General features: G+C 59.2%; 13 protein-coding genes. 6 read left to right on the forward strand and 7 right to left on the reverse strand.

Going from position 1 to position 13374, the window contains the following annotated elements:
• Positions 1-12: 12 nt before the first annotated feature.
• The 3 genes from ACGHP1_RS14420 to ACGHP1_RS14430 all read right to left on the reverse strand — a co-directional run bounded on the left by ACGHP1_RS14420 (position 13) and on the right by ACGHP1_RS14430 (position 3647).
• The gene (locus tag ACGHP1_RS14420; protein ID WP_005938288.1) at positions 13-1533 is read right to left on the reverse strand and encodes a cell wall metabolism sensor histidine kinase WalK; all 1521 of its coding nucleotides are present in this window, start codon (positions 1531-1533) and stop codon (positions 13-15) included.
• Positions 1533-2231: a response regulator transcription factor gene (locus tag ACGHP1_RS14425; RefSeq protein WP_005938284.1), complete on the reverse strand. Its 699-nt coding sequence runs from the start codon at positions 2229-2231 to the stop codon at positions 1533-1535. The genes ACGHP1_RS14420 and ACGHP1_RS14425 overlap by 1 nt, the downstream gene beginning before the upstream one ends.
• A gap of 135 nt (positions 2232-2366) precedes the next feature.
• On the reverse strand, positions 2367-3647 hold the full coding sequence (locus ACGHP1_RS14430) for a serine dehydratase subunit alpha family protein (RefSeq protein ID WP_390509742.1): 1281 nt from the start codon (positions 3645-3647) through the stop codon (positions 2367-2369).
• Between the two features lie 175 nt (positions 3648-3822).
• On the opposite strand from ACGHP1_RS14430, the gene ACGHP1_RS14435 reads away from it, so the two are divergent.
• The 3 genes from ACGHP1_RS14435 (at position 3823) to ACGHP1_RS14445 (ending at position 7298) form a co-directional block, all read left to right on the forward strand.
• Positions 3823-5139, forward strand: coding sequence for a M18 family aminopeptidase (locus ACGHP1_RS14435; RefSeq protein WP_390509744.1), 1317 nt, complete (start codon positions 3823-3825; stop codon positions 5137-5139).
• 181 nt (positions 5140-5320) lie between these two features.
• Entirely contained in the window at positions 5321-6454 is a 1134-nt protein-coding gene (gene ychF, locus ACGHP1_RS14440) for a redox-regulated ATPase YchF (RefSeq protein ID WP_097774170.1), read from the forward strand.
• Positions 6455-6614: 160 nt separating this feature from the next.
• Positions 6615-7298, forward strand: coding sequence for a 5'-methylthioadenosine/adenosylhomocysteine nucleosidase (locus ACGHP1_RS14445; RefSeq protein WP_097774171.1), 684 nt, complete (start codon positions 6615-6617; stop codon positions 7296-7298).
• A 144-nt stretch (positions 7299-7442) separates the two neighbouring features.
• Here the strand turns inward: ACGHP1_RS14445 and ACGHP1_RS14450 are convergent, their stop codons facing one another.
• The 4 genes from ACGHP1_RS14450 to ACGHP1_RS14465 form a co-directional block, all read right to left on the reverse strand.
• The gene (locus ACGHP1_RS14450) at positions 7443-7883 is read right to left on the reverse strand and encodes a hypothetical protein (protein ID WP_044953312.1); all 441 of its coding nucleotides are present in this window, start codon (positions 7881-7883) and stop codon (positions 7443-7445) included.
• Positions 7884-7942: 59 nt separating this feature from the next.
• Positions 7943-8731, reverse strand: coding sequence for a GGDEF domain-containing protein (locus ACGHP1_RS14455; RefSeq protein WP_390509746.1), 789 nt, complete (start codon positions 8729-8731; stop codon positions 7943-7945).
• A gap of 279 nt (positions 8732-9010) precedes the next feature.
• Positions 9011-10552: a 4-alpha-glucanotransferase gene (malQ, locus tag ACGHP1_RS14460; RefSeq protein ID WP_097774173.1), complete on the reverse strand. Its 1542-nt coding sequence runs from the start codon at positions 10550-10552 to the stop codon at positions 9011-9013.
• 187 nt (positions 10553-10739) lie between these two features.
• Complete coding sequence (locus ACGHP1_RS14465; RefSeq protein WP_101956509.1) at positions 10740-11060, reverse strand: hypothetical protein; 321 nt, start codon at positions 11058-11060, stop codon at positions 10740-10742.
• A gap of 23 nt (positions 11061-11083) precedes the next feature.
• Between ACGHP1_RS14465 and ACGHP1_RS14470 the strand changes: the two genes are divergently transcribed.
• The 3 genes from ACGHP1_RS14470 to ACGHP1_RS14480 all read left to right on the forward strand — a co-directional run bounded on the left by ACGHP1_RS14470 (position 11084) and on the right by ACGHP1_RS14480 (position 13371).
• A complete protein-coding gene (locus ACGHP1_RS14470) occupies positions 11084-12271 on the forward strand; it encodes an alanyl-tRNA editing protein (protein WP_390509747.1) in 1188 nt (395 codons plus the stop codon).
• A gap of 169 nt (positions 12272-12440) precedes the next feature.
• Positions 12441-13199: a tRNA (guanosine(46)-N7)-methyltransferase TrmB gene (gene trmB, locus ACGHP1_RS14475; RefSeq protein WP_390509748.1), complete on the forward strand. Its 759-nt coding sequence runs from the start codon at positions 12441-12443 to the stop codon at positions 13197-13199.
• Positions 13192-13371 (forward strand): DUF6472 family protein, encoded by a 180-nt coding sequence (locus tag ACGHP1_RS14480; RefSeq protein ID WP_097777082.1) that lies wholly within the window; start codon positions 13192-13194, stop codon positions 13369-13371. The genes trmB and ACGHP1_RS14480 overlap by 8 nt, the downstream gene beginning before the upstream one ends.
• The last annotated feature ends 3 nt before the right edge of the window (positions 13372-13374 follow it).

A 13374-nucleotide genomic window follows, 5' to 3' on the forward strand; every position in this document is an offset into this window, starting at 1 on the left:
CTGGCTGGAAGTTCATTCTACGGGCTTCATGCTTGCAGGGTCTTCCACGGTGGGTTCACCGCCGGCTTCGTCCGGCAGGCGCTTCATGCCGCCGGGGTTCGGGGCCACGGTGGGCAGGGTGAACACGAACCGGCACCACTCGCCCTGCTGGCTCTCCACCCGGATCTGCCCGCCGGAAAGGTTCACCAGCACCTTGCAGATGTTCAGGCCAAGGCCAGCGCCCCGGGCGTGCAGGCCGCGGGAGCGGTCCTCCTTGTAGAACCGCTGGAACACGTAGGGCAGCGCTTCCGGGCTGATGCCCTGACCGGAGTTCCAGATGGAGATCTCGGCTTCCGGGCCAAGCTTTTCCACCCCAAAGCGGATGGTGCCGCCCGCAGGCGTAAACTTGATGGCGTTGTCCAGCAGGTTATACACCACCTGATGGATCAGGTCGGGGTCGGCGTAGACCAGTACCTTTTCGTCCATGGTCAGGCCGTCGATGTCGATCATGCCGTCGTTGATGCGCTGCTCTGCCGAGAGCGCCACGCCGGTGATCGTCTCCCAGATGTTGAACATCCGGGCATTCACCTGATATTCGCCGCTTTCCAGCTTGGAAAGATCCAGCATGTTCTGGATGAGCCGTGCCAGACGGCCCGTTTCCTCACTGACCAGCTGCAGGTAGTGGTTCTGCATATCCGGCGGGATGGTGCCGTCCAGAATGCCGTCCACAAAGCCCTTGATGGTGGTCATGGGGGTGCGCAGCTCGTGGGCGATGTTGCCCATGAACTGACCGCGGGAGTTGTCGTTCATCTGGATGTTGTCTGCCATGCGGTTGAAGGTGCGGGCAAGGTCGGCTGCCTCGCCTTCGCCTTCCACCCCCTCCACACGGACGGAAAGATCACCGCCGCCAAAGCGCTGGGCGGCATCCGTCACCTTCTGCAACGGGTCGGTGAGCTGGCGCATCAGGATCTTGGTCAGGATGCTGGCACACAGCAGCATCACACAGGCCGACAGCAGGAAGTTGGACCAGAACTGCTGCTTGAACTGGGTCAGCTGCTCGCCGGAAGAGCACAGGAACAGGTAGCCGCTGGGCTGGCCGTTCTCATTGCGCATTTCGCTGACCGTGATGTAGCTTTTCCCGTCCAGCATGCCGCCCAGCGTGCCGAACACATGGTAGTAGTCTGCATCGGAAGCGTCGATCTTCTCCATCATTTCTTCCGGCACGGTCAGGCTCTCCAGCTTGTCCGGGCTGGAGGCGATCATCACCCGGCCGTCGTTGTCGGTAAAGAACAGATAGGCCTCCGCGCTCTCGCCGATGATCTCCAGCTTGGTGCTCAGTGCGTCCAGCTCATCGCCTTTCGGCAGCTCCGCCTGCTGGACCAGATACTGGGCCGTGCGCTGGGTGACGCCCACCACCTGATCCAGTGTTTCGTAGCGGTCCTTGGCGAAGTAGTTCTTGAACAGCACCCACTCCGAAGCGCCCATCAGCACGATGCCAAGCACCATCAGGGTGGACACCAGCGAGAAGAACGCCACCGAGATACTTTTGCGCATTACTGACGCACCTCGAACTTATAGCCCACGCCCCATACGGTCTTCAGCTCCCATTTGTCGGAAGCACCGGCCAGCTTCTCGCGCAGGCGCTTGACATGCACATCAATGGTGCGGCTGTCGCCGTAATACTCAAAGCCCCACACCTCGTCCAGCAGCTGGTCACGGGTGTAGACGCGGTTCGGATGGGAGGCCAGACAGTTCAGCAGTTCCAGCTCCTTGGGGGGAGCCTCCACCACCTTGCCCTTGACCCGCAGCTCATAGCTGTTCATGTCCAGACGCAGGTTGTCGAATTCGATCACGCCCTCGGTGCTCTCGGCAGCAGCCGTGGTGGTCTGGCAGCGGCGCAGCACCGCCTTGATGCGGGCCACCACTTCCTTGGCATCAAAGGGCTTTACCATGTAATCGTCTGCACCCAGCTCCAAGCCCAGCACCTTATCAAAGGTCTCGCCCTTGGCCGTGAGCATCATCACCGGGGTGTTGCCCGCCTTGCGGATGCGGCGGCACACTTCCAGACCGTCCATCTTGGGCATCATCACGTCCAGCAGCACCATATCGGGCTTGACCTGATTGAACTTTTCCAGACCTTCTTCGCCATCGTTTGCCACCGTGACCTGATAGCCCTCCTTGGTCAGGTACAGCCGCAGCAGCTCGCAGATATTGGTATCGTCGTCCACAACGAGGATCTTTTCGTTGGCCATAATGATCTCCTCCCATTTTATCGGATGCCCGCCGGGGCAGGCAGAGCAGCAAAGTATTCCACTTCTTATTATACGGAAGAGTTATGACAAAATAAAGAAGGATTTGTATGATTTTTTCACAATTCCGGCCCGGCCTTACTCAATCATCAGCCGGATGATCTCCTCATTGGTCTCCTTCATGCCGTTCTTGCCCAGACGGCCGATGCCCTTGATGGTGGTCTCGATGTCCTTCATCACGATGCCGTCGCCGCCCTTGAACTCCTGATGGCACTTGTACATGTTGTAGCCAAGCAAGGCCGCGTCCACCGAGGATGCGATCTTTGCCGCGCAGGAGGCCTTTGCGCCGTCGCACACGATGCCGGGCACGATGGCCAGCGCATTGACCACCGTGTGGATGGCGGCCTGATAGCCGTCGCCGCACAGATATACGATGCCCGCGCCAGCGCCCGCACCGGCGCTGACTGCGCCGCAGTAGGCGGACAGGGTGCCGATGCCGGTCTTTTCGTGGATGGCCACCAGATTGGAAATGATGAGGGCACGGTAAAGCTTTTCCTTGCCGCTGTGCAGCTCCTTGGCATATTCAATGAGCGGCACCGAGCAGGTGATGCCCTGATTGCCGCTGCCGGAGTTGATGATGACCGGCAGCTCACAGCCGTTCATGCGGGCATCCGAACCGGCGGCCGCCTTGGCCTTGGCCCGGATAGACACATCGTTGCCGTAGGTAGAAAGCAGTACCTGGCCGATGTTCGCGCCATAGTCGCCCAGAAGGCCCTCCTCTGCAATGGCGTTGTTATAGCGGATCTGGCGTTCCAGCAGGTCCGCCACATCCTGCAGGTCGGCCGTCTCGGCAAAGTCCCAGATGTCCTTCATGTTCAGCAGGCTGCGGTCGGCCCGGCTGTCCCGCTGGGCCTCCTCGTTCAGCAGCGGCTTTTCGTAGAGCACCCGGCCATTCTTTTCGATCAGGCAGATGTTGGTGTGAAAATCCGCAATGCGCACCTTTGCGTAGGAATCCCCGCTGCGCTCGGTAACGATGATATCGAACACATGCCCCTGCTCGATGTGCTGGATGGAAATGGGCACCGTCTGCAGATAGTCCCGGATGGCAGCCTTCTTGTCCTCGCTGACCTCGGAGATGACTTCCAGCTCTCTGTCTGCCGAACCGGCAATGATGCCCGCTGCCACAGCGGCTTCCATGCCTTTCAGGTGGCCGGTGTTGGGCACGATGACGCTCTTCACGTTTTTGATGATGCTGCCGCTCACCTGCAGCTGCACGCTCTCGGGCAGTGCGCCCAGCACCTCGCGTGCCCGGGCCGCAGCATAAGCCAGTGCAATGGGCTCTGTGCAGCCCATTGCCGGGATGAGCTCCTCTTTTAATATTTCCACATACGCCTGATAGCGCGGATCGCTGCGTTCCATGACGGTTCCCTGCCTTTCCTGTCGATTCGATATTTACCAACAGGAATAGTATACTATAGAACCCGCGCAATGTAAAACAAATTCTTCCCCGCCCGCAGGGCCGGCTATTGCAAAGCGCAAACCGCAGAAGTAGAATAGGAGCATCCAAACCGATAAATCCATGGAGGGTCTTCCAATGATCGAAAAAGAAGTACAGGAGCTGCTGTCCTTCATTGACGGCAATCCTACCGCATACCACACCACTGCATCCGTCCGGAACATCCTGCTGAAGGAGGGCTTTTCCGAGCTGCTGGAGAGCCGCCGGTGGCAGCTGGAACCCGGCGGGAGCTATTTTGTCTGCCGCAACGGCTCCAGCATCCTTGCGTTCCGCATGGGAGAGCAGCTGGAAAACTACAGCTTCAACGTGGCCGCTGCCCACACGGATTCCCCCTGCTTCCGCATCAAGGAAAACGCCGAGATCCACATGGGCCGGAAGTACACCAAGCTGAACACCGAGGGCTACGGCGGCATGATCTGCTCCACATGGATGGACAGGCCGCTGTCGGTGGCAGGCCGCGTACTGATAAAGGAGAACGATGCCATCACCTCCCGCCTGCTCACGCTGGACCGCGACCTGCTGATGATCCCCAGCGTGGCCATCCATATGAACCGCGAGGTCAACGACAAGGCTTCCTACAACAAGCAGGTGGATATGCTGCCCCTGCTGGGCGGTGCCGCCGAGGAAGGCGTGCTGAAAAAGCTGGTCGCCGCTGAGCTGCAGGTCGCAGAAGAGCAGATCCTTGGCAGCGACCTGTTCCTCTGCATCCGCGAAAAGGCCGCCGTCTGGGGCTGCAATGAGGAGTTCATCTCCTCCGGCCGTCTGGATGACCAGCAGTGCGTGTTCGGCATCCTGAAGGGTTTCCTGAAAGCACACAGCGCCCAGTCCATCAATGTTGCCGCCTTTTTCGACAACGAAGAAGTGGGTTCCGGCACCAAGCAGGGCGCGGCTTCCACCTTCCTGTACGATGTACTGCACCGCATCGCGCAGAACGTCTGCCCCGGCGATGAGGACTTCCACCGTGCGGTGGCCTCCAGCTTCATGTTCAGCGCCGACAACGCCCACGCCGTGCACCCCAACCACCCGGAATATACCGATGTGAACAACTGCACCTACATGAACGAGGGCGTTGTGGTCAAGGTGCACGCCGGCCAGAAGTATACCAGCGACGGCATGAGCATGGCCGTGGCAAAGGAGCTTGCCGCCCGCGCCGGTGTCCCGCTGCAGTATTTTGCCAACCGTTCCGATAAAGTCGGCGGCAGCACTCTGGGCAACCTTGCCATGGCACAGGTATCCATGAACTGCGTGGACATCGGCCTGCCCCAGCTGGCCATGCACTCCTGCTACGAGACCGCCGGTGCCCGGGACATCGTTTCTCTCATCCGGCTGATGGAGGAATTCTACGCCAGCCACTTTGAGGAGACCGCGTCCGGCACCCTTACCATCAGCAAGTAAGGCCCGTACAACCTGAATCATAAGGACCGCCCGTGGAAAAGCAGCACTGCTCTTCCGCGGGCGGCTTTTCGTTTCCGCTTAAGTGAGTATTGAGAAAAAACGTCCATTGTGCTACAATTATCCTGTTATAATATCGCTTTTTACCGCAGCGTAAAATCTTTTTCGCAAGGAGTATAATAAAATGAAATTAGGTATCGTCGGCCTGCCGAACGTCGGCAAGTCCACTCTGTTCAATGCCATCACCTCCACCAAGAACGCAGAAGCCGCAAACTATCCCTTCTGCACCATCGAGCCGAACAGCGGCATCGTAGCCGTGCCGGACAAGCGTCTGGACAAGCTGGCCGAGATCTGGCAGACCAACAAAAAGACCCCTGCCATCGTGGAGTTCGTGGATATCGCGGGTCTTGTGAAGGGTGCCAGCCAGGGTGCAGGCCTTGGCAACAAGTTCCTGGGCCACATCCGCGAGTGCGACGCCATTGTGCATGTAGTGCGCTGCTTTGACGATGACAACATCATCCACGTGGTGGAGGATGTTTCCAAGGCCGAGGCCGTGGACCCCATTGCTGACATCGATGCCATCGACTACGAGCTGATCCTGTCCGACCTTGAGGTGGTGCAGAACCGCGCAGGCCGCATGGCAAAGGCCGCCAAGAGCGGCAACAACAAGGGCGCTGCCGCCGAAGCCGCATGGCTGCAGCAGCTTGCCGACCACCTGAGCGCCGGCAAGCCTGCCCGCAGCTTCGATTTTGACGAGGGCGATGCCGAGCAGCAAGCTGTTCTGCACGAGATGGGTCTGCTGAGCGCAAAGCCGGTGCTGTACGCCTGCAACGTGGGCGAGGACGACCTGATGGAGGGCATCGAAAACAACAAGTATGTCCCGCTGGTGGCCGCACGCGCCAAGGAAGAGGGCGCACGCTACATTCCCATCTGCGCCAAGACCGAGGAGGATATCGCCGACTACTCTCCCGAGGAAAAGAAGGCTTTTCTGGCTGAAATGGGCATTGAAGCCAGTGGTCTGGACAACCTCATCACTGCCAGCTATGATCTGCTGGGCCTGATCTCCTTCCTGACCGACGGCAAGAAGGAGTGCCGCGCATGGACCATCCGCAAGGGCACCAAGGCACCGCAGGCTGCCGGCAAGATCCACAGCGATTTCGAGCGCGGCTTCATCCGTGCCAGCGTCATTGGCTATAGCGATCTGGAAGCCAACAACTTCGATTACGCCGCCGTCAAGGCCAAGGGTCTGCAGCGCACCGAGGGCAAGGAATACGTTGTCAACGATGGCGATGTGATCGAGTTCCTGTTCAACGTCTGATTTTCGGCAAAGATGTCACTTCCGGTTTCGCCCCTTCCCGTGAAAAAGTAAGTTCCAAAAGCCCGCAGGCTTTTGGAACTTACAAAATCAAAAATAACTTTCCGCTATATATGGCCAGAGCGCACGCGTCGGCCATTTAAAATCGTAAAAGAGGTTTCCTATGATTTTCGGTATTATGGGCGCAATGCCCGATGAAGTCGATCAGCTGTGTGCAAAGCTGGAGAATGTCACCGTGGAGCCCTACGGCGGCGTGGATTACCACAAGGGCACGCTGGCCGGCAAACAGGTGGTGGTGTGCTGTGCCGGCATGGGCAAGGCCAATGCCGCCGCCACCACTCAGGTGCTCATCACAAAATTCGGCGCGGAGAAGATCATCTTTTCCGGCATCGCAGGCAATATGACCTCGAAGATCGGCATTGGCGATGTGGTCATCGGCAAGACCGTGCTGTACCATGACGCTCAGCTGGACATGATCTGCCAGAACCCGCCGTTCCTCAAGGAATACACCGGCGACCCGGAGCTGATCGCTGCCGCCGAAAAAGCCTGCGCCGAAGCGGGTGTGAAGGCTCTGGTGGGCAAGATCGCCACCGGCGACCTGTTTGTGGGCGACAGTGAAACCAAGGCCGCCATTGAAGCCAAATGCGCCCCCGACTGCGTGGAGATGGAAGGTGCCGCTGTGAGCCAGATCGCCGCCAAGAACGGTGTGCCCTGCGTCATCCTGCGCGCCATGAGCGACAACGCTGACGAGGACGGCCACGAGGTGCTGGTGGTGAAAAAGTTCAGCATTGCGGAATATGTAGCCACCGCCACCAAGATCGTGGCAGCAATGGTGGAAGCACTGTAAAAAAGAACCCTCTCAGTCAATGCTTCGCATTGCCAGCTCCCCCGAAAGGGGGAGCTTTTGACATTCCGGAAACGTTTTCCGTTTTGCCAATGGCTCGCCCTTCGGGAGAGCTGGCGAACAAAGTGAGCCTGAGAGGGTTTTCTTTTACAAGAACTGTTCCAGCTTTACCCGGCTATCCTCCTGAAACTCCTGCAGTCTTTGGGCAAGGCGCTTTGCGCCGGGCGCGGCATTGGGGTAATCCTTCTGGGCCTTTACGCAGTCCACCACCCCCATGCCGCTGCCCTGTGTGAGCATCTCGGCCAGATTGCGGGTGGACTTGTCCGTGAGGGTCTTCATACTGATGCCCATTTTCGTGTTCAGCTTTGCCATGGCGCTCTGCCCCTGCGCGGTGCCGCCGCAGGCCTCGATGGCGGTGTGCGCTTCCTGATTGAGCTGGTGGTACACATTGCGCTGGCGCAGCAGCTCGGCCTTGAACTGCACATCGTCGGTCATCGGCACGATCTGTTCCAAGGTGTTCTTGCCCATCTCGGTATTCTGCACCACGGCTTCCAGCAGGTTCAGGTTGTCGTTTTTCTGGTTTTCCATACAAAAAATCCCCCTTCTGGCCTTAGTCTGCGCCAAAAGGGGGATTTTATACACTGGTTTTATTCTGCACGCATCTGATCGCCGCCGGCGTTCTGTGCCTCCCGCAGGCGTGCATCGCACAACTCGTACAGTGCCTGCCAGTTCTTGGCCTGCACATCCTCAAGGCTCGCCACGCCGCAGCTCAGGGTAAAGGGCACCCGGCGCATCATGCCGGTGGTGGTGATGCATTCCCGGGGCATCTGCCGATACAGGTTCTGCATTTCCTCTGCCAGCTGCTTGCCGTCGGCGTCCAGACAGCCCACCGCAAAGATGCTGCCGGTCAGGCGGCAGACCACGCGGGTCGCAGGGGTATCAAAGTTCTTTTTCCACTGGTTGCCCACAAAGCAGTGCAGCTGGTCCATCACAGGCTGGCCGTAGGTATCCCGCAGCTTCTGGCCATTGTCGATGCTCACCAGCGCCACAGCCGCCTTGCGGCCCTGCGCTGCACACTGCTCCAGCTTTTGGGCAAACACCGTTTCCAGATAGCGGCGGTTGTACACGCCGGTAAGGAAATCGTGGCTCATATCCTCGCGGCACAGTTCCCGCTCCCGGGGCGTCATGCGCTCTTCCGGCAGCACATTGCCTGCCAGCGGTGCGCACATTTCCAGCTCCCAGCATTTGCCGTCCGCTTCCACTCTGCGGTGCAGCACACAGTCCACACGGCCATTGCGCAGCTCGTAGTCCACCCGCAGGCCATCGTCCTGCCAGCCGTCACAAAGCGGTGCTTCGGTCAGGGTCACTGCCTCAAATACGGCCTGCGCTGAGCGCGCAAGTTCCCGTAGATCCTGCTCGGTACATTCTTTCTTCATGTATTTTTCCCCATCATCTGCGCACGCGGCGCTCCCGTATCCCGCGTGCAGTCACCTGTTCCCCATACGTTCAGGAACCATCTGCCGCATTATGCATCCCGCGCCCGCCCTGTTTCCGGAAATGCCGGGAACGCATCAGGTAAAGAAAAATGGCATAATGCCGCTTTAGCAACATTATACCATTCAGCTTCCGATTTTACCAGCAAAACGCACAATTTTCTGCCGGAGTTTTTACATTTTCGTCAAATTGCCAAGCTCCCGCCGCTCTGTGCCTTCTGTTTATACGCGGCAGTACACACTGCACTCGTCGTGGATGGTCTTGGCCAGTGCCTTGGCGGCAAAGCCGTCAGCGGCGCGCCATGCCCAGTTTCCGCCCAGCTTGCCGGGGGTATTCAGGTGTGCTTCCGCACCCAGACCCAGCCAGTCGTACATGGGGATGATGGCCCGGTCAGCCACCGACCCCAGCGCTGCGCGCAGCAGAGCGATGCGGACATCATCGGTCCGGATGGCCGCCAGCTCCTTTACGGTGGGCTTTACGCCGGTCAGGTGCAGATAAGCGGCAGCGGCAGCCTTTTCCTTTTCGGAAGCGCCGTTCTCCCACCAGTCGGTCAGGGTGGTGTTATCGTGGGTGCCGGGATACACTACGCTGTTCTTGACGTGGTTGTGGGGCAGATACTCGCTGTCCCCGCCGCCAAAGGCGAACTGCAGCACCTTCATGCCCGGGAAGGTGCTGTCGGCCAGCAGCTTTCGCACGCTGGGGAACAGTTCACCCAGATCCTCGGCAATGATGGGCAGCTTGCCAAGGGCAGCTTCCAGCGCATCGAACAGCTCCATGCCGGGGCCGTTCTCCCACTTGCCGGTGCGGGCGGTGGTGCTGTCCGCCGGGATGGCCCAATAGGTATCGAAGCCGCGGAAGTGGTCGATGCGCAGCAGGTCGTAGATGCCCAGTGCGTGGCGCACCCGGCGCACCCACCACGCGTAGCCGGTCTTTTTGTGGTAGGCCCAGTTGTACAGCGGGTTGCCCCACAGCTGACCGTCGGCAGAGAAGTAATCCGGCGGGCAGCCCGCCACACGGGCAAAGCCGCCGTCGGCATCCAGCTCAAACAGCGCGCCGCCCACCCATGCATCCACCGAGTCGGCAGAGACATAGATGGGGATGTCGCCCAAAATCTGCACGTCCTTTTTGTTGGCGTAGGCCTTCACCGCCTGCCACTGGGCCGCAAACTTGTACTGCACGAACTTCCAGAAGCCGATCTCTTCCTCGTTTTCGGCGGCAAAGGCAGCAAGGGCCTTCTTGTCGCGCAGGCGGTAGGGCTTGTCCCACTCCACCCAGTTCTTCATGCCGTTGGCCACTTTCAGGGCCATGTACAGGGCATAGTCGTCCAGCCATTCCTCATTGGCGAGGGTAAAGGCATAGTAATCATCCGGGAAGTAATAGCTGCAGCCGTGCAGCCCAGTGCACTGCTTGCGCCATGCGGCGTAGGCGGTGCGCAGGACTTTAAAGCGGCTCACATACAAAGTGCCGTAGTCCACCTCTTTGGGGTCTGTGCCCCATTTTTCGGCCTTGAGCTGGGCGGCGGTGAGCAGGCCTTCTTCCTTCAAAGCGTCGAGGTCGATAAAATAGGGGTTGCCCGCAAAGGCCGAGCAGCTCTGATAGGGGCTGTCACCGTAGCCGGTGGGACTGAGCGGCAGGATCTGCCAGATCTTCTGGCCCGCTTGTGCCAGAAAATCCACAAACTTGAATGCTTCCTTGCCAAAACAGCCAATACCGTAAGGGCCGGGCAGGCTGGACACCGGCATCAGGATTCCACTTTCACGCATGCTATTACCTTCCTCATTTTTAACATTTTATGGGAATATCGTTGTTTCTTATCATAACATATCCGCAGACTATTTTCCACAGGCAAAAAACGTGGTATACTTATTTTTAAACTGGGTGTGTATCCCTTTTTCGATTTTAAATAGCCTCCGCTTTCGCTCTGGCTATGTTCAGCGGAATCCAGATTTTTTATTTCGCGTTTGTCGCGGCCTGCGGAACTTGTCGGGGCAAGGCCCCGCCATCTGCTGACGCAGACCGCTCGCCGCTTAAAAGCCCCACCGGGGCTTTCATTGCTGCGCAAACGCGGGCCGCTCCAAACGCATTTTCACCAGAAGGGCCGAAACCGGCAGATGCAGTAAAATCTCTTTTGTTGTTGGCCTTTACGGCCCCTTGCGTGAAAAAGCAGAATTGGAACGACCGCAGTCGTTCCAATTCTGCAAAAATAAAAATAAATTTTCCGCTGAATATGGCCAGAGCCTGCGGCGGCCATTTTAAATCGTCAAACTGCACCCTGAACAGGAGGTACCCGCGCCATGCAGCGCACAGAAAAATATTTTGAACAGGACGCTTTCCGCACCCAGTGCGAGAGCATCATCCTTGCCGCAGAGCCGGACGAAAAGACCGGCGGCGGGCGCATTGCGCTGGACGGCACGGTGTTCTACCCGGAGGGCGGCGGTCAGCCTGCCGACCGGGGCACCCTGACCCTGCCGGACGGTGCCACGCTGAATGTGACCGATGTGCACGAGCATGACGGCATCCTCTGGCACAGCGTGGACGCTCTGCCGGAAAGCGCTGTTCCCGGCACTGCCGTTTCCGGCTGCATCGACTGGGAATGGCGGTTTGACAAAATGCAGCAGCACACCGGTGAGCACATCCTTTCCGGCATCCTGCACCAGATGTTCGGGGCCGAGAACGTGGGCTTCCACATCGGTTCCGAGGCTGTGCGCATGGACACCAGCGTGCCCATTTCTGCCGAGGGCCTGCAGGCAGCCGAGCTTGCCGCCAACCGCATCGTGTGGCAGGATGTGCCGGTGCTGGTCAGCTACCCCACCCGGGAGGAGCTTGCCGCCCTTGTCTACCGCTCCAAAAAGGAGATCGAAGGGCAGGTGCGCATCGTGACCATTCCCGGTGCGGATGTCTGCGCCTGCTGCGGCACTCACACCCGCACCACCGGACAGGTGGGACAGATCAAAATTCTGGCCAGCGAGAACTACAAGGGCGGCGTGCGGCTGAGCGTGGTGTGCGGCCAGCGGGCATTGCTTGCTGCACAGGCTATGCGCCAGCGGCAGGCAGAGATCGGGGCGCTGCTCTCGGCCAAGGCCGACCAGACCGCTGTGGCGGTGCATCGCGTCTACGATGAGTATACTGCGCTCAAGTTTACACACTTTGGTGTATGTTCTCAGCTGTTCGATGCACTTGCCCAGCTGGCAAACCCCGGTGAGGATGCCATCCGCACAGTGCCCGGCCTTGACCCGGACGGCCTGCACCGGCTGGCGGTGCGCCTGACCGAAGCCACCACCGGTCTCTGCGCCGCCCTGACCCCCACCGAAAAGGGCACCGGCTACTGCATTGCGCAGGCAGACGGCGATGTGCGCGCCCTGACCAAAGCCCTGAACGCCGCCCTGAACGGACGCGGCGGCGGCAAGCCCGGCATCTGTCAGGGCAGCTGCGCCGCTGCACCGGAACAGGTGGAGGAATTTTTGCGGGAGCAAAACCGGTAAGCATCCTCGCCCTCTCCGTCTTTGCTTCGCAAAGCCACCTCTCCCAAAGGGAGAGGCTTTGGCAGTACGGAAAACCTTCCGGCTTTGCCAAGGGCTCCCCCTTTGGGGGAGCTGGCGCGTCAGCGCCTGAGAGGGCGAGCCACGTTAATTTTAAGGAGAACAACAAACTATGAGAATGCGTTTCAAACCCTATGCCCACGACGAGCTGATGGCAGCCGATTTCCATGTCCACGAGCCGCTGATCTGGGGCGGCAGGTGGCACGCCCAGTACGCCCGCCCGGAGCAGCCCTTTGTGCTGGAACTGGGCTGCGGCAAGGGCGGCTTCATCTCCCAGTTGGCCTGCGCCCACCCGGAAAACAACTATCTGGGCATTGATATCACCGATAAGGTGCTCATCCTCGCCAAGCGCAAGATCGAAGCCGCCTATCAGGCTGCAGGCCGCCCCATCGACAACGTGAAGATCATGAGCACCGACATCGAGCGCATCAAGGGGGTCATTACCGCCGAGGATACGGTCAGCCGCATCTACATCAACTTCTGCAATCCGTGGAGCAAGAACGGCTCTTCCCACAAGCACCGCCTCACCTACCCGCGCCAGCTCATCAACTACCGTGAGTTCCTCAAGGACGGCGGCGAGATCTACTTCAAGACCGACGACGATGATCTGTTCCGCGACAGTCTGGAATACTTCCCCGCTTCCGGCTACGACATCGAGTGGATGACCTTTGACCTCCATGAGAACGAGCCGGAGTGGAACATCCGCACCGAACACGAGGGCATGTTCACCGAAATGGGCATCAAGATCAAGGCCCTGATCGCCCGCAAGGACCCGGACCCTGCCAGCGTGACCTGGATCGAGCCGAAGATCCTCAAGCGTCAGGCCCGCGAAGCGGCCGAGGCTGCACAGGAAGGCGAAGGCAATGAATGACCCCTGCGAGATCTGCCTGAACAATGTGCAGGACGAGTACGGCAGCTGGTACTGTGCTCAGGGCGGCTGTCTGGACGAGGACGAGATGGCCCGCTATCTTTCCCGCAGCACAGCTGCCTGCCCGTTCTTTGAGCCGGGCGATGAATACAAGATCGTACAAAAACAGAACTGACCT

Origin of the sequence: Faecalibacterium sp. i21-0019-B1, assembly GCF_042852915.1 — a bacterium.
GTDB classification, from domain to species: domain Bacteria; phylum Bacillota; class Clostridia; order Oscillospirales; family Ruminococcaceae; genus Faecalibacterium; species Faecalibacterium taiwanense.

What these genes read in the sequence shown, in the direction of transcription:
- ACGHP1_RS14480 (WP_097777082.1), top strand. Translation starts at nt 13,192, where the DNA reads ATGAATGACCCCTGCGAGATCTGCCTGAACAATGTGCAGGACGAGTAC.
- ACGHP1_RS14450 (WP_044953312.1), bottom strand. Translation starts at nt 7,883, where the DNA reads ATGGAAAACCAGAAAAACGACAACCTGAACCTGCTGGAAGCCGTGGTG.
- ACGHP1_RS14470 (WP_390509747.1), top strand. Translation starts at nt 11,084, where the DNA reads ATGCAGCGCACAGAAAAATATTTTGAACAGGACGCTTTCCGCACCCAG.
- ACGHP1_RS14425 (WP_005938284.1), bottom strand. Translation starts at nt 2,231, where the DNA reads ATGGCCAACGAAAAGATCCTCGTTGTGGACGACGATACCAATATCTGC.
- ACGHP1_RS14455 (WP_390509746.1), bottom strand. Translation starts at nt 8,731, where the DNA reads ATGAAGAAAGAATGTACCGAGCAGGATCTACGGGAACTTGCGCGCTCA.
- ychF (WP_097774170.1), top strand. Translation starts at nt 5,321, where the DNA reads ATGAAATTAGGTATCGTCGGCCTGCCGAACGTCGGCAAGTCCACTCTG.
- ACGHP1_RS14430 (WP_390509742.1), bottom strand. Translation starts at nt 3,647, where the DNA reads ATGGAACGCAGCGATCCGCGCTATCAGGCGTATGTGGAAATATTAAAA.
- ACGHP1_RS14420 (WP_005938288.1), bottom strand. Translation starts at nt 1,533, where the DNA reads ATGCGCAAAAGTATCTCGGTGGCGTTCTTCTCGCTGGTGTCCACCCTG.
- ACGHP1_RS14435 (WP_390509744.1), top strand. Translation starts at nt 3,823, where the DNA reads ATGATCGAAAAAGAAGTACAGGAGCTGCTGTCCTTCATTGACGGCAAT.
- trmB (WP_390509748.1), top strand. Translation starts at nt 12,441, where the DNA reads ATGAGAATGCGTTTCAAACCCTATGCCCACGACGAGCTGATGGCAGCC.
- ACGHP1_RS14445 (WP_097774171.1), top strand. Translation starts at nt 6,615, where the DNA reads ATGATTTTCGGTATTATGGGCGCAATGCCCGATGAAGTCGATCAGCTG.
- malQ (WP_097774173.1), bottom strand. Translation starts at nt 10,552, where the DNA reads ATGCGTGAAAGTGGAATCCTGATGCCGGTGTCCAGCCTGCCCGGCCCT.